General features: G+C 66.4%; 21 protein-coding genes. 6 read left to right on the top strand and 15 right to left on the bottom strand.

Features of this window, described 5'->3' with window-relative positions; all coding sequences use genetic code 11:
- Positions 1–66: 66 nt before the first annotated feature.
- Positions 67–699 carry an RlmE family RNA methyltransferase gene (rlmE, locus tag ACEF39_RS07870; RefSeq protein WP_499292027.1) on the bottom strand — a complete coding sequence of 211 codons (633 nt, stop codon included), beginning with the start codon at positions 697–699 and terminating at the stop codon, positions 67–69.
- A gap of 64 nt (positions 700–763) precedes the next feature.
- Between rlmE and yhbY the strand changes: the two genes are divergently transcribed.
- The gene (gene yhbY / locus ACEF39_RS07865; protein ID WP_108266546.1) at positions 764–1,069 is read left to right on the top strand and encodes a ribosome assembly RNA-binding protein YhbY; all 306 of its coding nucleotides are present in this window, start codon (positions 764–766) and stop codon (positions 1,067–1,069) included.
- 12 nt (positions 1,070–1,081) lie between these two features.
- The gene (locus ACEF39_RS07860) at positions 1,082–1,456 is read left to right on the top strand and encodes an Mth938-like domain-containing protein (protein ID WP_500287546.1); all 375 of its coding nucleotides are present in this window, start codon (positions 1,082–1,084) and stop codon (positions 1,454–1,456) included.
- A gap of 340 nt (positions 1,457–1,796) precedes the next feature.
- On the opposite strand, the gene ACEF39_RS07855 is transcribed toward ACEF39_RS07860, so the two are convergent.
- From ACEF39_RS07855 to surE, 4 genes are read right to left on the bottom strand one after another with little or no spacing between them, the layout of a single operon-like run.
- Positions 1,797–2,582 carry a peptidoglycan DD-metalloendopeptidase family protein gene (locus ACEF39_RS07855; RefSeq protein ID WP_500287545.1) on the bottom strand — a complete coding sequence of 262 codons (786 nt, stop codon included), beginning with the start codon at positions 2,580–2,582 and terminating at the stop codon, positions 1,797–1,799.
- Positions 2,579–3,193, bottom strand: coding sequence for a YqaA family protein (locus ACEF39_RS07850; protein WP_500287544.1), 615 nt, complete (start codon positions 3,191–3,193; stop codon positions 2,579–2,581). The genes ACEF39_RS07855 and ACEF39_RS07850 overlap by 4 nt, the downstream gene beginning before the upstream one ends.
- 19 nt (positions 3,194–3,212) lie before the next feature.
- Positions 3,213–3,890, bottom strand: a complete 678-nt coding sequence (locus ACEF39_RS07845) for a protein-L-isoaspartate(D-aspartate) O-methyltransferase (protein ID WP_089240249.1) — start codon at positions 3,888–3,890, stop codon at positions 3,213–3,215.
- Positions 3,887–4,666, bottom strand: coding sequence for a 5'/3'-nucleotidase SurE (surE, locus tag ACEF39_RS07840; protein WP_089240247.1), 780 nt, complete (start codon positions 4,664–4,666; stop codon positions 3,887–3,889). Before surE ends, ACEF39_RS07845 begins: the two co-directional genes overlap by 4 nt.
- 209 nt (positions 4,667–4,875) lie before the next feature.
- Between surE and ACEF39_RS07835 the strand changes: the two genes are divergently transcribed.
- Positions 4,876–5,415 carry a Smr/MutS family protein gene (locus ACEF39_RS07835; protein WP_500287543.1) on the top strand — a complete coding sequence of 180 codons (540 nt, stop codon included), beginning with the start codon at positions 4,876–4,878 and terminating at the stop codon, positions 5,413–5,415.
- A gap of 205 nt (positions 5,416–5,620) precedes the next feature.
- On the opposite strand, the gene truD is transcribed toward ACEF39_RS07835, so the two are convergent.
- The 10 genes from truD to ACEF39_RS07785 all read right to left on the bottom strand — a co-directional run bounded on the left by truD (position 5,621) and on the right by ACEF39_RS07785 (position 13,589).
- A complete protein-coding gene (gene truD, locus ACEF39_RS07830) occupies positions 5,621–6,652 on the bottom strand; it encodes a tRNA pseudouridine(13) synthase TruD (protein WP_500287542.1) in 1,032 nt (343 codons plus the stop codon).
- Positions 6,649–7,146, bottom strand: coding sequence for a 2-C-methyl-D-erythritol 2,4-cyclodiphosphate synthase (gene ispF, locus ACEF39_RS07825; protein WP_089240241.1), 498 nt, complete (start codon positions 7,144–7,146; stop codon positions 6,649–6,651). Before ispF ends, truD begins: the two co-directional genes overlap by 4 nt.
- A 34-nt stretch (positions 7,147–7,180) precedes the next feature.
- The gene (ispD, locus tag ACEF39_RS07820) at positions 7,181–7,879 is read right to left on the bottom strand and encodes a 2-C-methyl-D-erythritol 4-phosphate cytidylyltransferase (protein ID WP_100552136.1); all 699 of its coding nucleotides are present in this window, start codon (positions 7,877–7,879) and stop codon (positions 7,181–7,183) included.
- The gene (ftsB, locus tag ACEF39_RS07815) at positions 7,876–8,226 is read right to left on the bottom strand and encodes a cell division protein FtsB (RefSeq protein ID WP_089240237.1); all 351 of its coding nucleotides are present in this window, start codon (positions 8,224–8,226) and stop codon (positions 7,876–7,878) included. Before ftsB ends, ispD begins: the two co-directional genes overlap by 4 nt.
- A 4-nt stretch (positions 8,227–8,230) precedes the next feature.
- The gene (eno, locus tag ACEF39_RS07810) at positions 8,231–9,523 is read right to left on the bottom strand and encodes a phosphopyruvate hydratase (RefSeq protein WP_500287541.1); all 1,293 of its coding nucleotides are present in this window, start codon (positions 9,521–9,523) and stop codon (positions 8,231–8,233) included.
- A gap of 97 nt (positions 9,524–9,620) precedes the next feature.
- Positions 9,621–9,953 carry a hypothetical protein gene (locus ACEF39_RS07805; protein ID WP_500287540.1) on the bottom strand — a complete coding sequence of 111 codons (333 nt, stop codon included), beginning with the start codon at positions 9,951–9,953 and terminating at the stop codon, positions 9,621–9,623.
- Positions 9,953–10,300 (bottom strand): hypothetical protein, encoded by a 348-nt coding sequence (locus ACEF39_RS07800; protein ID WP_500287539.1) that lies wholly within the window; start codon positions 10,298–10,300, stop codon positions 9,953–9,955. The genes ACEF39_RS07805 and ACEF39_RS07800 overlap by 1 nt, the downstream gene beginning before the upstream one ends.
- Positions 10,297–11,127, bottom strand: coding sequence for a 3-deoxy-8-phosphooctulonate synthase (kdsA, locus tag ACEF39_RS07795; protein WP_014036736.1), 831 nt, complete (start codon positions 11,125–11,127; stop codon positions 10,297–10,299). Before kdsA ends, ACEF39_RS07800 begins: the two co-directional genes overlap by 4 nt.
- An 88-nt stretch (positions 11,128–11,215) precedes the next feature.
- Positions 11,216–12,880 carry a CTP synthase gene (gene pyrG / locus ACEF39_RS07790; protein ID WP_100464696.1) on the bottom strand — a complete coding sequence of 555 codons (1,665 nt, stop codon included), beginning with the start codon at positions 12,878–12,880 and terminating at the stop codon, positions 11,216–11,218.
- Positions 12,881–13,355: 475 nt separating this feature from the next.
- Positions 13,356–13,589 (bottom strand): hypothetical protein, encoded by a 234-nt coding sequence (locus ACEF39_RS07785; RefSeq protein WP_500287538.1) that lies wholly within the window; start codon positions 13,587–13,589, stop codon positions 13,356–13,358.
- 160 nt (positions 13,590–13,749) lie between these two features.
- Between ACEF39_RS07785 and parE the strand changes: the two genes are divergently transcribed.
- The 3 genes from parE (at position 13,750) to ACEF39_RS07770 (ending at position 18,015) form a co-directional block, all read left to right on the top strand.
- On the top strand, positions 13,750–15,639 hold the full coding sequence (parE, locus tag ACEF39_RS07780; protein ID WP_500287537.1) for a DNA topoisomerase IV subunit B: 1,890 nt from the start codon (positions 13,750–13,752) through the stop codon (positions 15,637–15,639).
- A 202-nt stretch (positions 15,640–15,841) separates the two neighbouring features.
- The gene (locus ACEF39_RS07775) at positions 15,842–16,420 is read left to right on the top strand and encodes a GNAT family N-acetyltransferase (protein ID WP_500287536.1); all 579 of its coding nucleotides are present in this window, start codon (positions 15,842–15,844) and stop codon (positions 16,418–16,420) included.
- Positions 16,421–16,518: 98 nt separating this feature from the next.
- Positions 16,519–18,015 (top strand): S10 family peptidase, encoded by a 1,497-nt coding sequence (locus ACEF39_RS07770; protein WP_500287535.1) that lies wholly within the window; start codon positions 16,519–16,521, stop codon positions 18,013–18,015.
- The last annotated feature ends 47 nt before the right edge of the window (positions 18,016–18,062 follow it).

The raw sequence follows: 18,062 nt of genomic DNA, 5'->3' as shown, positions 1-18,062 counted from the left end.
CCTCATTGGCTCCGGTGTTCCTCTTAGTGCTGGCGTTGCGTTGGGGTCGAACTTACGGGGTCGAGCTTACTTCATGTGGGCGCGTTTTCCCTGACCCAAGGCATACACCTCGGGGGAGCGCTTGCGCGACGCTTCCGGCTTGCGGATGGAGACCTTGTCGTACCGGCGGCGCATGTCGCGCACGTAGTCGTCAAAACCTTCGCCCTGGAACAGCTTGATCAGGAATGCCCCACCGGTCTTGAGGTGGTTGTCGGCAAAATCCAGAGCCAGCTCCGCCAGGTGCATCATCCGCGGCTGGTCGACCGCGCCCACACCGCTCTTATTGGGGGCCATGTCCGACAGCACAAGGTCTACCGGCTGATCCCCGAGCATGGCTTCAAACTCCGATAGGACGGTTTCTTCCCTGAAGTCACCATGAAGGAACTCCACGCCGGCCAACGGCGGCATGTCCAGGATGTCCAGGGCAAGCACACGGCCGGTATCGCCAATCTGTCTCCGAATCTGCTGAGACCAGCCGCCTGGGGCCGCGCCGAGGTCGACCACCACCATGTGCGGCTTCAGCAGCCGGTCACGTTCGAGCAGTTCTTCAAGCTTGTAGGCCGCACGGGAGCGCATGCCTTCGGCCTGGGCCTTCTTCACGAAGGGATCGGAGAAGTGTTCCTTGAGCCAGCGCTGGCTGCTTTTGCTGCGGGTAGCCATTGGAAATAGGGGCTGAGGGGGTCGCCATGATACCCTGATCGTCCCATTCAACCGTGTTTTCTGCATGCCCACTGCCTTGACCCCTTCCCAGACCCGTTTCCTGCGCGGCCAAGCCCATGACCTGAAGGCCCTGCTGCAGATCGGCGGCAAGGGCGTCAGTCCGGCCTTCCTGACCGAGCTGAACGAAGTGCTGGAACGCCACGAACTGGTCAAGGTGAAAGTTGCCGCCGAAGACCGTGACGCCCGCGACGTGATGATCGGCGAGATCGTGCAGGCCACCGACAGTGCGCTGGTGCAGCGTATCGGCCATGTGGCCGTGCTGTATCGCCCAAGCAAGGAACACCGTCAGATCGTGCTGCCGCGCGGCTGATCGGTCCCTGCCATGCAGCTGAACCACGAACTGCCCGACTACGCCTACAGCCTGCGCGCCGCTGACGGTCGCTCGGCACGGGTGAATGATCGCGTTCTGGGCAACAGCTTCTTCCTGACTCCGGACCAGCTGGTCGAGCTGTGGCCGGTGACCGACGTCGCGGCACTGCAGGTGGCGGACCTGGAGCCGATCCTGGCACTGAAGCCGGCGTTGATACTGCTCGGCACCGGCGAGCGTCAAGCGTTTCCGCCGGCGGTTGTCATGGCCGCCTGCCTGTCGCGCGGTATCGGCCTGGAAGTGATGAACAATCCTGCTGCCGCGCGCACCTTCAACATCCTTGCCGGCGAAGGCCGCAAGGTGGCGGCCGCCTTCATCCTGGAAGGCTGAGGCCTGAAGCCGCCGGGCATGGCCCGGCGCTCCCGCCCCTCTGGATCACACGTTGCGCGTAGCGCCCGAGCCCATGCTCCGGCGGTGCCGTGTCGCAGCAAAGAGCAGCCGAGCATGGCTCGGCGCTACAGGTGAATCACGCCCGGCGCGCTGCGCCGGGCCGGGGATCCGGCCGGAAGGCGAATGTCCGATTACTTCGCCGGCAGATACTGCTGCGGGTCGACCGGCTTGCCGTTGTAGCGGGTGAGCCGAGGGCGCTTGCGGCCCATGGGACGCGCCCTCGGCGAACGCCCGGCGCGCTGCGCCGGGCCGGGGATCCGCCCGGAAAAAGAGCGGCCGATTACTTCGCCGGCAGATACTGCTGCGGGTCGACCGGCTTGCCGTTGTAGCGGATCTCGAAGTGCAGCATGTCCCGGTTGGCGCCGGTACGGCCCATCTCGGCGATCTGCTCGCCAGCCTTCACGCTCTGCCCTTCATTGACCAGGCGCTTGCGGTTGTGGCCGTAGGCCGACAACCACTGGTCGCTGTGCTTGATGATGATCAGCTCGCCATAGCCCACCAGGCCAGCACCGGAATACACCACCACGCCATTGGCCGTAGCCCTCACCGGCGCGCCGCTGGTGCCGGCGATGTCCACGCCCTGCTTGGTCGCATCACCGGCCACGTAACGGCCCACGACGGCGCCATCGGCCGGCCAGCGCCAGGCGATGTTGCTCTTGACCGGACCGGCCGGACCCGGCGTCGGCGCGGTGCTGCCGCCAGACGTGCTGCCGGCCGGGCGCGGCGCGGTCACCACGGTGGTCGGTGCACGGCCGCCAGCGGAACCGGCCGGATACAGGCGGATCACCTGCCCCGGGTAAATGGTCGACGGGTTGTCCAGGTTGTTCCAGGCGATCAGGTCGGCCGGGGTGATGTCGTGGATGCGGGCCAGCGCATAGATGGTGTCGCCCTTGCGCACGACCACCGTCTGCCCCGGCTTGGGCACCGACGTCTTCGGCGTGCTGACGCCACTGCCGCCACTGCCACTGGGCCGGACCACGGTGGCGGTGCCACAGGCGGCCAGGGTGGATACCAGCAACGCCAGTGCGCCGATGCGCACTCCCTTGCTCAGACGATCTGCACTCATGCGAACTTCGACCTCCATACAAGCCAGGCGATCAGCACCACCACCAACGCGGTGGCGATCCAGCCCAGCGGTTCAATCCATCGGCGCAGCGCTGCTTCGGCGCGCGCACCACCGATACGGATGACCGCGGCCAGCACGAACACGCGCTTGCCACGACCGATCAACATGCTCAACAGGTACTGCGGCATCGGCACGCCGACGATACCCGATGCCCACGTGAAGACCTTCATCGGAATCGGCATGAAGCCGCCGAGCACCAGGAAGGTGAACACCGCCCAGGGCGACTCCACCATCTTGGCCTGCACGGTAGCGATGCCCTGCTCGATCGCCGGCAGCATGCCCAGCGCCTCGAACATCGGCTTGACCGCCTCGAATGCATAGTGACCCAGCGCGTAACCGATCACCGCGCCGATCATCGAGCCGGCCAGGCTGAGGGTGGCGAACCACCAGCCGCGCTTGGGCTGGGCCACGCACATCGGCGCCAGCATCACTTCCGGCATCACCGGGAAGATGATGGCTTCGAAAAAGCTCAGCACCATCAGATAGGTCGGCGCGCGCTCGTGCGCGGCCCACTTCATCGCCCGCTCGTACAGCGGCCCGAAAATCTTCATGCAACCCTGCTCCGTGGATTCAATCGAGCATGCCAGACAGCAGCGGCACGAAGGTGACCGGCGCCAGCACGCGTTGTTCGATGCTGCCGTCGTCCTTGCGGTCGAGCTGCACCAGCGACTGTGCGCCCGCGCCACCGACCGGGGCGACCAAGCGGCCACCTTCGGCCAACTGTTCGACCAGGGCATCGACCAGCGCCGGTGCGGCGGCGGTAACCACGATGGCGTCGAACGGGCCATGCTCGGCCCAGCCCACGCGGCCGTCGTCGTGCTTGGTGCGGATGTTCATGCCCAGCGCGCGGAAACGCTTGCGCGCCTGCCGCAGCAGATCGCCGATGCGCTCGACGGTGTAGACCTCCAGCCCCAGCGCACCGAGCACCGCCGCCTGGTAGCCCGAGCCGGTGCCCACTTCGAGCACCTTCTTCGGCGCCACCTGCAGCACGGCCTCGGTCATCCGCGCGACCACCCACGGTTGGGAAATGGTCTGGCCGTGGCCGATTGGCAGCGCGGTGTCCTCATACGCGCGCGACGCCAGGGCCTCATCGATGAACAGATGACGCGGCACCACCCGGATCGCGTTCAGCGTCGACTCGTCGACGATGCCTGCTTCGCGCAGGCGGTCGACCAGGCGGTCGCGCACACGCTGCGATGTCATGCCGATACCGACCGCTTCCGGCTGCAGGCGCAGGCGTGGGCTCATGCCGGCTGGTCCAGCGCGGCGGTGAGGCCGCCGACCCAGCTGGCGACCTTTTCCAGCGCCTGGTAGCGGGTCAGGTCGACCTGGATCGGGGTGATCGAAATGTGGCCGGTGCGCACTGCATGGAAATCGGTGCCGGGGCCGGAATCCTGCTCGCGGCCAGCCGGGCCGATCCAGTACACCTCGTTGCCGCGCGGGTCTTTCTGCGCAATGCAGCCTTCGGCGCGATGGCGATTGCCCAGGCGGGTGACTTCAAAGCCCTTGACCTCGCTCCACGGCAGGTCTGGCACATTGACGTTGAGGATGGTGTCGGCCGGCAGCGGATCGGCCTTGAGGCGGGCAACGATCTCCACCGCGGCACGCGCCGCCGTCTCGAAATGCTTCGGGTCGTGGTTGCGGGTCACCAGCGACACCGCAACAGCGGGCAGGCCAAGAAAACGACCTTCCATCGCCGCCGAGACGGTGCCGGAATAGATCACGTCGTCGCCGAGATTGGCGGCATTGTTGATACCGGACACGACGATGTCAGGCTCGAATTCCAGCAGCCCGGTCAGCGCAAGGTGCACGCAGTCGGTGGGCGTGCCTGCCACCGACACGGTGTAGTGGTCGATGCGCTTGAGCCGGATCGGCAGATCCAGGGTCAGCGAATTGCTGGCGCCGGAGCGATCGCGGTCGGGTGCGACCACCGTGACTTCGTGCCCGGCCTCGCGCAGCACGGATGCAAGCATCCGGATGCCTGCCGCGTCGACACCGTCATCATTGCTGACCAGGATACGCATCTTCGATTTAACCGCTTGATTTTCCAAGAATTCGATCCCGTCACCTTGCTGCGTGGGCGAAGTCGGCCAGTCTCCTCCAAGGAGGCGGCAACTCCGCAAGTGCGCCGACTATTGTGCCGCAAGCGGGCGCTGGGTCCTACCCTGTCTGCGGTCACGGCCGACATCCAACGGGCATAGGCAGACCCGCGCGGGCGGTTTAACCTGTGCGGATGTCGCACCCTGAAGACGAAGATCCGGCTGCATTGTTCCGTGCCGCCATCGGCGAAGTGACGCCGCTGCGCAAGGAAGTGGAGCCCGCGCCTGCCGCGCCGCGCCCGAAGCCACGCGCGCGCATGGCCGAGCGCGACGACGCCGAAGCCGCCGGTGAGTTCGCCCGGCTGCTGCGCGACAACGCTCCCCTCGAAGCGGGCGACGTTGCCAGCTACCGGCGCGACAACCTGCCACCACGCCTGTTCCAGCGCCTGAAGCGCGGGCAGTACTCGGTACAGGACGAACTGGACCTGCATGGTGCCACTGCCGCGCAGGCCGAGATGATGCTGCGCCAGTTCCTGCTGGAGGCGCACGCCCACGAGTACGGCTGCGTGCGCATAATCCATGGCAAGGGCCTGCAGTCCGATGGCAGTGCGCCGGTGTTGAAGAACCTGGTGGACCGGCTGTTGCGCCTGCGCAACGACGTGTTGGCGTTCCATTCCGCCCCAACCGGGCAAGGCGGCACCGGCGCATTGCTGGTGCTGCTGGCGCGGCGCTGACGTTCTGGCGGTTGGATTCATCCACGCATGGCGTGGATCTACTGACGGCCCATCCACGCATGGCGTGGATCTACTGACGGCCCATCCACGCATGGCGTGGATCTACTGACGGCCCATCCACGCATGGCGTGGATCTACTGCGGCGAGCGGAGGAAAGTAGATCCACGCCATGCGTGGATGCTCTTCGCCTCCGCCCCCTTTTCTTTCAGGCCTGCGACGCGTCTTCTACCGGCCCAAGCTCGTGCAGGACAGCCGTGGCGTAGCAGCCCGGCGGCAGTGCGAAGGACAGCTCCAGCACGTCATCGGCCAGCCACTGATGCTGCAGCAACGCCGGACGCAGCCGCAGCGCGCGTCGCTCCTGCTTCAGCCGCGCCTCTTCCAGGCCGACACGCAACGCCTTGGATTCATCATCATCCAGCGCCGCCAGTTCCAGCTCGCGGGCGGCGTCACTGCTGCGCAGCTCACCCTCGCCCCACAGCGGGCCGCTGGGGTGGATGTCGAAGCGCGCCAGGCGCTCGGCCAGCACCTCGCTGTACGGCTCGGGACCGAACACGCTACGACTGCCGTCCAGCATCCACACTTCACCCTGCAGCGGCTGGTCCCAGCTGCCGTGCTCCACGCGCGCGGCCAGCACCCGGTTGAACAGCGCCGAACGGGCCGCCGACAACAGCAGCGAACGCTGGTCCTTGCGCATGCGGCGACCACCGAACATCGCCAGCGCAGCCGGCACATTGCCGCCATCGCGACCGAAGCGCTGCTCCCCGAACCAGTTCGGCAGGCCGCGCATGGCGATCTGCTGCAGGCGCTCGTCGATTGCCGCAGCGTCACCCCGCACATCACGCAGCACCAGCCTGAAGCGGTTGCCCGCCAGCGCACCGCGCTGCAGCTTGCGGTTGTGCCAGGTGGAGTCGATCACCTCGATCTCGTCACTGGCCAGCTCGGCCAGATCGGGCGCGACGCGCTTGGGCAGATGTACGCTGAAACGCTGGGTGGTGACCGCGTTGCGATCCTTCATGCCGGCATAGCTGACCGCCATTTCCGGCAGGCCCGCCCACTTGGCCAGCACTTTGGCCACGTGCACCGTATTGGCGCCACGCTTGCGGATATGCAGCAGCAGGTGCTCGCCTTCACCCGTCGCCTCGAAGGCCGGCAGTTCATCGACCTGGAAGTCTTCCGGGGTGGTGCGGATGCGCGCCTGCAGCAACGGCGCACCGAACGCGAGCGGCAGCGGGATCATGCGGCCACCAGCAGAACGACGGCCTGCGCGGCGATGCCTTCGCCCCTCCCGGTGAAACCCAGCTTCTCGGACGTGGTGGCCTTGACGCTGACCGCATCCAACGGCAGCTGCAGCAGCTCACCGATGCGCTCACGCATGGCCAGGGCATGCGGGCCGACCTTGGGCCGCTCGCAGATTACGGTGATGTCGGTGTTGCCGACACGCCAGCCGCGCTCGCGCAGCAGGCTGTCGCAGTGGCGCACGAACTCGCTGCTGTCCGCACCTTTCCAGCGGTCATCGCTGGGCGGGAAGTGCTGACCGATGTCGCCCAGCGCAATCGCGCCGAGCATGGCGTCGCACAACGCGTGCAGGATGACGTCGCCATCGCTGTGGGCGAGCACGCCGCAACTGTGCGGTACCGCAACGCCGCCGAGCATGATGTGGTCGCCTTCACCGAAGGCATGGACGTCGTAGCCCTGACCGATACGGACGGGCGGGAACGGGGAGGTGCTCATGGATGCAGCCCTTGCAGCAGGGCCGCGCGGGCGGTCAGCCGGCGCGGCGGGAGAGTACGAATTCGAAACGATCGAGATCGGCCGGGGTGGTGACCTTGAAGTTGTCCTCGCTGCCTTCCACCAGCAGAGGGCGCTGGCCCTGGCGCTCCATGGCCATGGCGTCGTCGGTGACATCGATACCGGCGGCGGCCGCTTCGGACAAGGCGCGGATCAGTTGGTGACGGCGGAACAGCTGCGGCGTCAGTGCACGCCACAGGCGCTCACGCGGCTCGGTGCCATCGATACCGCCATCATCACCGGCGCGCTTGAGGGTGTCTCGCACCGGCGCGGCCAGAATGGCGCCGACCGGATCGGTGCGCCCCACTTCCAGCAGGCGGCCAAGATCGGCCTGCGACAGGTTCGGACGCGCCGCGTCGTGCACCAGCACGAATTCATCGGCACGCACACTGTCCGGCAGGGCCTGCAGCCCCGCCAGCACCGAGGCGGCGCGGGTGGCGCCACCGGTGCAGGTCAGCACCGGTTTGCCGGCCCATTCGGTCCAGCCAGGCCAATCGGCATCGTCCGCACCGATCACTACCATCGCCCCGGCCACGGCCGGGTGTGCCAGCAGCGTGTCCAGGGTATGGGCGAGCAGGGTCTGCCCGCCCGCCTGCAGGTACTGCTTGGGCAACGGCGCACCAAAACGCGTGCCGCGCCCTGCGGCCGGAACAACCACCCAGATCGCCGCGCTCATGGCACGTCCGCCGGATGGTCGCCGGCCTGGGCCGTGACCGGCGCAGGCTGCGCCGGGCGCGTCGGTGCATCTTCCACGACGCGATAGAACTTCTCGCCGGGCTTGATCATGCCCAGCTCGCTGCGCGCGCGTTCTTCGATGGCGGACTGGCCTTCCTTGAGGTCCTTCACTTCGGCAGCAAGCGCATCGTTGCGCTGCTGCAGACCGTCATTGTCCCGCTCCTGGTTGGCGACCTGGGCTTCGAGCATCATCACTTCACCCGAATTGCCCGGGCCGAACCAGAAACGGTACTGCAGCCATGCCAGCAGCAGGGCCAGCAACAACAGCAGCCAGCGCCAGTCGCGCATCGGCTCAGCGCTTCAGCGACACGAACGCGTCACGACCCGCGTAACGCGCGCCGGCGCCGAGAGCTTCCTCGATGCGCAGCAGCTGGTTGTACTTGGCCACGCGATCGCTGCGGCACAGCGAACCGGTCTTGATCTGGGTGGCGGTGGTGGCCACCGAGATATCGGCAATGGTGGTGTCTTCGGTTTCACCCGAACGGTGCGAGACCACGGCGGCGTAACCGGCACGGTCGGCCAGGGCGATCGCTTCGAGGGTTTCGCTGAGGGTACCGATCTGGTTGACCTTGATCAGGATCGCGTTGGCGGTGCCCGAATCGATGCCTTCCTGGAAGATCTTCGGATTGGTGACGAACAGGTCGTCGCCGACCAGCTGCACCTTCTTGCCGATGCGATCGGTCAGCAGCTTCCAGCCCGCCCAGTCGTTCTCGGCCAGGCCGTCTTCGATGGTGATGATCGGGTACTGCGCGGCCCAGTCGGCGAGGAAGTCGACGAACTGCTCGGAGGTCAGGCGCTTGTTCTCGCCGACCAGGTTGTACTTGCCGTTCTCGAAGAATTCGCTGGAGGCCACGTCCAGGCCCAGCAGCACGTCTTCACCGGCGGTGTAGCCGGCCTTGCCGATGGCTTCGAGGATGGTGTCGAGCGCTTCGACATTGCTGCGGAAGTCCGGTGCGAAGCCGCCTTCGTCGCCCACCGCCGTGCTCAGGCCGTGACCCTTCAGCACCGACTTCAGCGAATGGAAGATTTCGGTGCCGGCACGCAGCGCTTCGGAGAACGAGGTGAAGCCCACCGGCAGCACCATGAACTCCTGGAAATCGACGTTGTTGTCGGCGTGCGCGCCGCCGTTGATGATGTTCATCATCGGCACCGGCAGCGACGGGGTCGCGCCGGTCTTGCCGGCCAGGTATTGCCACAGTGCCTGCTTGCTGGAGGCAGCGGCGGCGTGCGCGGCGGCCATGGAAACACCCAGCAATGCGTTGGCGCCCAAGCGGCCCTTGTTCTCGGTGCCATCCAGATCGATCAGGCGACGGTCCAGGGCGGCCTGGTCGGTGGCCTCCAAGCCCTTCAGTGCGTTGGCGATGGCGCCGTTGACGTTGTCGACGGCCTTGCGCACGCCCTTGCCGAGGTAACGGGTCTTGTCGCCGTCACGCAGCTCCACCGCTTCCTTGGTGCCGGTCGATGCGCCGGAGGGAACCGCGGCGCGACCGAACGAACCGTCCTCCAGGGTGACTTCGGCTTCCAGCGTGGGGTTGCCACGGCTGTCGAGGATTTCACGGGCATGGATGCTGCGGATCGTACTCATGGTCGGGCCGGTTACCTGTATGGAGAGGGGGCGACAAAAACGAATGCCGCGTGATTATCCCCGGCTACCCCTCACTTGCCAAATGGCCTGAGCGGCATCAGCCCCAGCTGGACCCGATCACGATCATCACCAGCGACACCAGCAGCACCAGCAGCGCACCGGCAATGGCCGCGCACACTGGCCCGCGCCGTCGTCGCCAGGCCATCACCATCGCCACCAGGCTGCCCACGAAAGACAGCGCCAGCGTGACCAGCGCGCCCAGCATCCAGTACTGCATGGCCTGTACGCCGCTGCTGCCATCCCCCGGCGGACGGAAGCTGGCGGCGAAGGCAAGCACGCCCAGCAGCAACGCGCCCCAGGCGAGCACGGACAGCAACAGGGCGATCAGACCCCAAGGCCAGCTGCGCGAAGGTTCAGGTGTCGTATTCATCAAAGCAGATCGTGCAGCAGGATGCCCGCCCACAGCGACAGCAGGACCATCGCCAGCGCAGCGGTGACCCTGCCCCGGTTCAGGCGCCAGCCGAGCACCGCGGCGAAAAGCCCTGCGGAAATGGTCAGCACTTCGGCCACCGCCAGCGCGATGACGAAGGGCAGCAGGTTCACTACCGGGCCGCCCGCACTGGACGGACGCATGCCGGCACCGAACAACATGCCGATGGCGAATACGCCCGATACCGAGAGCAAGGCCAGACCGAGTGCGATCGGGCCCCACGGCCACTGCCGCCAGTGCCGGCGACGACGCTGGATCTCCAGCGCCGCCTGCGAGTGCTGACTCACGCGAAGCGCGAGAAGCCGTGCTTCTTGGTCACCGCGTCAAGCTCCATCAGGGTCTCGAGCAGGGCTTCCATCTGGTCCAGCGGCCACGCGTTGGGGCCGTCGGACAGCGCCTTGGACGGGTCCGGATGGGTTTCGGCGAACAGGCCGGAGATGCCGACGGCAACCGCCGCACGCGCCAGTACCGGTACATGCTCGCGCTGGCCACCGGAACTGGTGCCCTGCCCGCCCGGCAACTGCACCGAATGGGTGGCGTCAAACACCACCGGGCAGCCGGTATCGCGCATCACCGCCAGCGAACGCATGTCGCTGACCAGGTTGTTGTAGCCGAAGCTGGCGCCACGCTCGCAGACCATGATCTGCTCGTTGCCGGTGGCCTTGGCCTTCTCGACGACAGGTTTCATGTCCCACGGCGCCAGGAACTGGCCCTTCTTGATGTTGACCGGCTTGCCGGCCGAGCACACCTTGCGGATGAAGTCGGTCTGGCGGACCAGGAACGCCGGGGTCTGCAGCACGTCCACCACCGAGGCCACTTCATCCATCGGGGTGTACTCGTGAACGTCGGTCAGCACCGGCACGCCGATCTGCTTCTTGACCTCGGCCAGCACCTTCAGACCCTCTTCCATGCCCGGGCCACGGAAGGCCGTGCCGGAGGTGCGGTTGGCCTTGTCGAAGCTGGACTTGAAGATGAAGTTCACACCGAGCTTGTCGGTCACTTCCTTCAGCTTGCCGGCGGTATCCAGCTGCAGCTGCATCGACTCGATCACGCAGGGGCCGGCGATCAGGAACAGGGGCTGGTCCAGCCCGACCTCGAATCCACACAGTTTCATGGCGTTTCCTTGTTGTCCGCTACACCGGCCGTGCCGGTGCGCTGGGGTTGAAGCAAGCAAGATGGGGGCCGGCGGCCCCCATGACAAGTCAGGCGCGCACTTCCTGCAGCAGCTTGCCACCGGCCTTGCGCTCGCGCGCGGCACGGATGAAGCCGATGAACAGCGGGTGGCCATCACGCGGGGTGGACAGGAATTCCGGGTGCGCCTGGCAGGCCAGGAACCACGGATGCTGGTCGCGCGGCAGTTCAACCACTTCCACCAGGGTGTCATCCATCGACTTGCCGGCGATCACCAGGCCTGCGTCTTCCAGCTGGGTGCGGTAGCGGTTGTTGAACTCGTAACGGTGGCGGTGGCGCTCGGCGACCACGTCCTTGCCGTACAGCTCGCGGGCCAGCGTGCCCGGCTTCAGGCGCTGCTCCTGCAGGCCAAGGCGCATGGTGCCGCCCAGGTCGCTCTTGTCGTCACGCTTTTCCACGTCGCCGGTGGCGGTGCGCCACTCGGTGATCAGGCCGATCACCGGGTTCGGCGACTGGCGATCGTTCTCGGTGCTGTTGGCGTCTTCCAGGCCCACCACGTGGCGCGCGTAGTCGACCACGGCAGCCTGCATGCCGTAGCAGATGCCAAAGTACGGCACCTTCTGCTCACGGGCGTACTGAGAGGTCAGGACCTTGCCTTCGAAGCCACGGTCGCCGAAACCACCCGGCACCAAGATGCCGTCGACATCGGCCAGCGCGGACATGTCGCTGCCTTCCAGGTCCTGCGCCTCCAGCCACTTCAGGGTGACCTTGGTGCGCTGGCGCAGGCCGCCGTGCTTGAGCGCCTCGCCGACCGACTTGTAGGCGTCCTGGTGGTCGATGTACTTGCCGACCACCGCGATGGTCACCGCATCCAGCGGATGCAGGGTGGCATCGACGGCGTCTTCCCACATCGACAGGTCGGCCGGGCCTGCCTTGTCGGCCAGCTTCAGCTGGTTGATGACGATCTCGTCCAGGCCCTGTGCGTGCAGGCCCATCGGAATGCGGTACAGCACATCGACGTCGGGCACGCTGATCACCGCGCGCTCGGAGACGTTGGTGAACTGGGCGATCTTGCGACGCTCCGAATCCGGCACCGGCTGTTCCGAGCGGCACAGCAGCACGTCCGGCTGGATGCCGATCGAGCGCAGTTCCTTCACGGAGTGCTGGGTCGGCTTGGTCTTCAGTTCACCCGCCGCGGCGATGTACGGCACCAGGGTGAGGTGCATGAACAGCGCCTTTTCCGGGCCACGCTCGGTGCGCACCTGGCGGATCGCCTCCAGGAACGGCAGCGACTCGATGTCACCGACGGTGCCGCCGATCTCCACCAGGGCCACGTCGAAGCCCTCGGTGGCTTCGTCCATGCAGCGACGGATCTCATCGGTGATGTGCGGAATGACCTGCACGGTCGCACCCAGGTAGTCGCCGCGGCGCTCCTTGCGGATCACTTCTTCGTAGATGCGACCGGTGGTGACCGAGTTCTTGCGGCTCAGGCGGGTGCGCACGAAGCGCTCGTAGTGGCCCAGGTCGAGATCGGTTTCGGCGCCGTCGTCGGTGACATAGACCTCACCGTGCTGGAACGGGCTCATGGTGCCCGGGTCGACGTTGATGTACGGATCGAGCTTCATCATCGTGACCTTCAGGCCGCGCGCTTCGAGAATGGCGGCCAGTGACGCGGCGGCAATACCTTTGCCGAGCGAGGACACCACGCCGCCGGTTACGAAAATCAAGGGAGTCATGGCTGCAAGCATCCTGTCTGGAAATGGAAAACGGCAGCGCCACGCCTGCCCGGGGGGCGGGCGTGGAGCAGAAAGGGGGTTTTCCGGATCGCTGGAGCAGCGAGGGAGATGCGGGCCCGGCCGGCGCCAGGCGCCAACGGGAAACCACCCTGCGAGGTCGGGGCGGCCGTGCCGGTCACTTCGACCGTCACCTGCGACCCGCTTTGCTGGAGGCCACGCTTGGCCGTGCCAGCCCATTCGCAAATGGTGGACACGCACTTACTCCCGGAAAGCCATAGTTTACAGATAGATGGCCGCCAACCCAAGGGGCTTGTGCGACCAACCCAAACAAAAACGCCCCGGCGTCGGGGCGTCTTATGTCCGGAAGCCCCCTTGGTAAGGGGGCGCGCCGACAGGCGCAGGGGATCGGATACGTGGTAAGGCGGGGCCCGCGGTTTGCTCCGCAAACCGTGGGGAAGCGGTAGCGCGCATGCGCTTAACGCTTCTTCCGCGCCTCTTCCTCTTCTTCCTGCTGCGGCACCGGCTGGCCCTTGGCCTTCATCTCGGCATTGGCCTGCGCACGGCGCTTGGCCTTGGCGTCGGCTTCGGACTGCGCCTTGTCGGCCTGGTCACCCTGCTGCGGAGCAGGCTGGCCGGCGTTCTGCGCCAGCACCATCGGCACTGCAACAGCGGCGGCAGCCAGGATCGCAATGGTCAGCAACTTCTTCATGGAGTCCTCCTCGCGGTATGGCTCGGATGTGGGGGGCGCCGGTGTTCGGTTCCAGCGGCTGCCATTTTACCCCCTCCCCGCCAACGAGGCTGAACCGCAGGCGTGCAAATTCCCGGTCCAGACCGCACACTTGCCCGTCGCTCCACGCTTTCGAAGACAGATGAACGCCCGCTATAACGCCGCCGATATTGAAGTCCTGTCCGGCCTTGACCCGGTCAAGCGCCGCCCCGGCATGTATACCGACACCGCGCGCCCGAACCACCTGGCGCAGGAAGTGATCGACAACTCGGTGGACGAAGCCCTCGCCGGCCACGCCCGCTCGATCGAGATCACCCTGTTCAAGGACGGCAGCGTGGAGGTCAGCGATGACGGCCGCGGCATGCCGGTGGACATCCATCCGGAAGAGAAGATCCCGGGCGTCGAGCTGATCCTCACCCGCCTGCATGCCGGCGGCAAGTTCAACAACAACAACTACACCTTCTCCGGCGGCCTGCATGGCGTCGGCGTCAGCGTGGTCAATGCGCTGTCGACCCTGGTGGAAATCCACATCAAGCGTGAAGGTGCCGAACACCGCATCACCTTCCGCAACGGCGACCGCGCCTCGCCGCTGGAAGTGGTCGGCACTGTCGGCAAGAAGAATACCGGTACCCGCCTGCGCTTCTGGCCGGACCCGAAGTACTTCGATACGCCCAAGTTCGCCGTGCGTGCGCTCAAGCACCTGCTGCGCGCCAAGGCCGTGCTGTGCCCGGGCCTGACCGTCAAACTGACCGACGAGGCCACCGGCGACGTCGACACCTGGTACTACGAAGACGGCCTGCGCGATTACCTGAAGCTGGAACTGGGCGATCGCGAGTCGCTGCCGGCCGACCTGTTCGTCGGCAACCTGAAGAAAGACACCGAGATCGTGGACTGGGCCGTGGCCTGGCTGCCGGAAGGCGAGCTGGTGCAGGAAAGCTACGTCAACCTGATTCCCACCGCACAGCACGGCACCCACGCCAACGGCCTGCGCACCGGCCTGACGGAGGCGCTGCGCGAATTCTGCGACTTCCGCAACCTGTTGCCGCGCGGCGTCAAGCTGGCCCCGGAAGACGTGTGGGACCGCGTGTCGTTCGTGCTGTCGCTGAAGATGACCGACCCGCAGTTCAGCGGCCAGACCAAGGAACGCCTGTCTTCGCGCCAGGCCGCCGGTTTCGTCGAAGGCGCCGCGCACGATGCGTTCAGCCTGCTGCTGAACCAGAACGTGGAGCTGGGCGAGAAGATCGCGCAGATCGCCATCGAACGCGCCAGCGCGCGCCTGAAGACCGAGAAGCTGGTCGTCCGCAAGAAGGTCACCCAGGGCCCTGCCCTGCCCGGCAAGCTGGCCGACTGCATCAGCCAGGACCTGTCGCGCACCGAGCTGTTCCTGGTCGAGGGCGACTCCGCAGGCGGCAGCGCCAAGCAGGCGCGCGACAAGGATTTCCAGGCGATCCTGCCGCTGCGCGGCAAGATCCTCAACACCTGGGAGGTCTCCTCCAACAGCGTGCTGGCCTCGGAGGAAGTACACAACCTGGCGGTAGCCATCGGCTGCGACCCGGGCAAGGATGACATCACCGGCCTGCGCTATGGCAAGGTGATCATCCTGGCCGACGCCGACTCCGACGGCCTGCATATCGCAACGCTGCTGACCGCACTGTTCCTGAAGCACTTCCCGGCGCTGGTCGATGCCGGCCACGTGTTCGTGGCGATGCCGCCGCTGTTCCGCATCGACGTGGGCAAGCAGGTGTTCTACGCCCTGGACGAGGAAGAGAAGCGCTCGATGCTGGACAAGATCGAACGCGAGAAGATCAAGGGCGCCATCAATGTGACCCGCTTCAAGGGCCTGGGCGAGATGAATCCACCGCAGCTGCGTGAATCCACCATCCATCCGGACACCCGTCGTCTGGTGCAGTTGACCATCGACGATGGCGAGCAGACCCATTCCCTGATGGACATGCTGCTGGCCAAGAAGCGCGCGTCGGATCGCAAGGGCTGGCTGGAGAGCAAGGGCGATCTGGCTTCGCTGGAAGTCTGATTCCGGACCGGTGGTAGTGCCGGCCGCTGGCCGGCAGCTTTCCGTGAACCACCGAGATGCCTGGGTTGCCGGCCAGCGGCCGGCACTACCGGGCCTGTCCAGGTTGCCGGCCAGCGGCCGGCACCACCCGGACCGATGGATCCGCCCCCATCGGCAAACCCTGCGGGTCCATAATGCGCGCTCATCCGCGTGGACGACCCCATTGCCCGCCAACTCGCTGCTGTTTCCCGGACTGCCGCTGCACAGCGCGCGCCTGGTGCTGAGCCCCATTCGTCGCGATGACGCTGCGGCCCTGTTCGCCCTGCAGTCCGACCCGGACGTGATGCACTGGTGGAACCACCCGGCGTGGACGCGCCCGGCCGAAGCACGCGCGCAGATCGACGACGACCTCGCCGCACAGGCGACCGGCACGCAATTGAAGCTGGCCCTGCGCGAATCCGTGGACGGCCCGCTGCTGGGCATCTGCGTGGTATTTGCCCTGGATCGCGACGCGGCGCGTGCCGAAATCGGCTATCTGCTGGCACCTGCCAGGCAGGGCCACGGCTACATGCATGAAGCGCTGCAGCAGGTGCTGGCCTATCTGTTCAACACCCTGCAACTGCATCGGGTGGAGGCCGAGATCGATCCACGCAACCACGCCTCGGCACACGTGCTCGAACGTCTCGGTTTCCACCGCGAAGGCCTGCTGCGGCAGCGCTGGCGTATCCGCGGCGAACTGGCGGACTCGGCCGTGTACGGGCTGCTGGTCGACGACACTGTGCGGCCACCCAGCTTCGCTTGACCGGATCAGGTCGCAACGCTGGCCCATGCCTTTGGACACATACGGTACGCGGCACCCCGTCCTAGCATCGGGGTCCCTTCCGCTGCCGTTCCGGTGCCATGAAGTTCCTGCTGCACTCTGCCGCGCTCTGCGTCGGCCTGCTGATTGCCCCTGTCTGTGCGCTGGCCGCTCCTGCTGCTGACAGCGCCTCCGAAACGAAAGAGGAAAAGACCGAAGCCGCTCCCCTGCCCGCCGATGCGTCGGCTCGCCAGAGCATGCGCCTGGCTGGCCGCACCCTCGACTACACCGCCACCGTCGGCACCCTGCCGGTACGCGATGCGAAGGGCAAGGTGATCGCCGATGTGGTGTTCACCGCCTACACCATGCCGGGCAAGGACCGACCGGTGACCTTCGCGCTCAATGGTGGCCCCGGCGCGTCTTCGGTGTACCTCAACCTGGGCGCCATCGGTCCGAAGGTGGTGACCTTCGGTTCGGAAGGCGACAGCGCATCGGCACCGGCGAAGCTGCATGACAACCCCGGCACCTGGCTGGACTTCACCGACCTGGTGTTCATCGACCCGGTCGGCACCGGCTTCAGCCGCGCACGCATCGGCGATGACGAAGCGAAGAAGCAGCTGTACAACCCCAGCGCCGACATCGAGTACCTGTCGCGCTCGATCTACGACTGGCTGCTGCGCAACCAGCGCATGGGCGCGCGCAAGTACCTGACCGGCGAGAGCTATGGCGGCTATCGCGGCCCGCGCATCACCCACTTCCTGCAGACCCGTCTGGGCGTGGCGATGAACGGCCTGGTGCTGGTGTCGCCTTACCTGAGCCCGACGCTGGAAGACAACGCTGATGTTTCGCCGATGGCATGGATGCAGACCCTGCCCTCGATCGCTGCCGCGCACCTGGAGCGCCAGGGCAAACTGACCGACGCGGCGATGCGCGAGGTGGTCGAGTACACCCGCGGCGACTACGCAACCGCACTGATGAAGGGCCGCAGCGATCCACAGGCGACAGAGGTGATGCTGCGCCGGGTGGCTGAGTTGACCGGCCTGGACCCGCAGTTCGTGCGCCGCGCCGGTGGCCGCCTGGAGACACAGGCCTACCTGCGCGAGGTGTTCCGCGACAAGGGCACGCTGGGCAGCCGCTACGATTCCAACGTCACTGCGTTCGATCCGTTCCCGAACGATCCGGAGCAGCGCGCCAACGATCCGCTGCTGGACAGCATCATCGCGCCGACCACCACCGCGATGGTCGACTTTGTCACCCGCGAGGTCGGCTGGAAGGTGGATGCGCGCTATCAGGCGCTGAACTACGACGTGAACCGTCTGTGGGATCGCAATGGTGACCTGCGCGAAGGTGCAGTGACCCAGCTGCGCCAGGCCGTTGCGATCGATCCGCACCTGCAGGTGCTGATCGTGCACGGCTGGAATGACCTGTCGTGCCCGTTCATGGGCTCGGTCCTGACGGTGGACCAGATGCCGGCGATGGGCAGCAACCCGGACCGTGTGCAGGTGCGCAGCTATCCGGGTGGGCACATGTTCTATAGCCGGGCGGACAGCCAGGCGGCGTTCCGCAGGGATGTGCAGGCGTTGTTCCAGCGCAATTGAGGGGTGTGTGGGCCGGGCCTGCGGCCCGGCACCCGCAGAATCAACGG

This window comes from Stenotrophomonas indicatrix (assembly GCA_041545745.1).
GTDB classification, from domain to species: Bacteria; Pseudomonadota; Gammaproteobacteria; order Xanthomonadales; family Xanthomonadaceae; genus Stenotrophomonas; species Stenotrophomonas indicatrix_A.
Note: the sequence above shows the minus strand (reverse complement) of the source record. Positions and strands in the feature narration are given on the sequence as shown.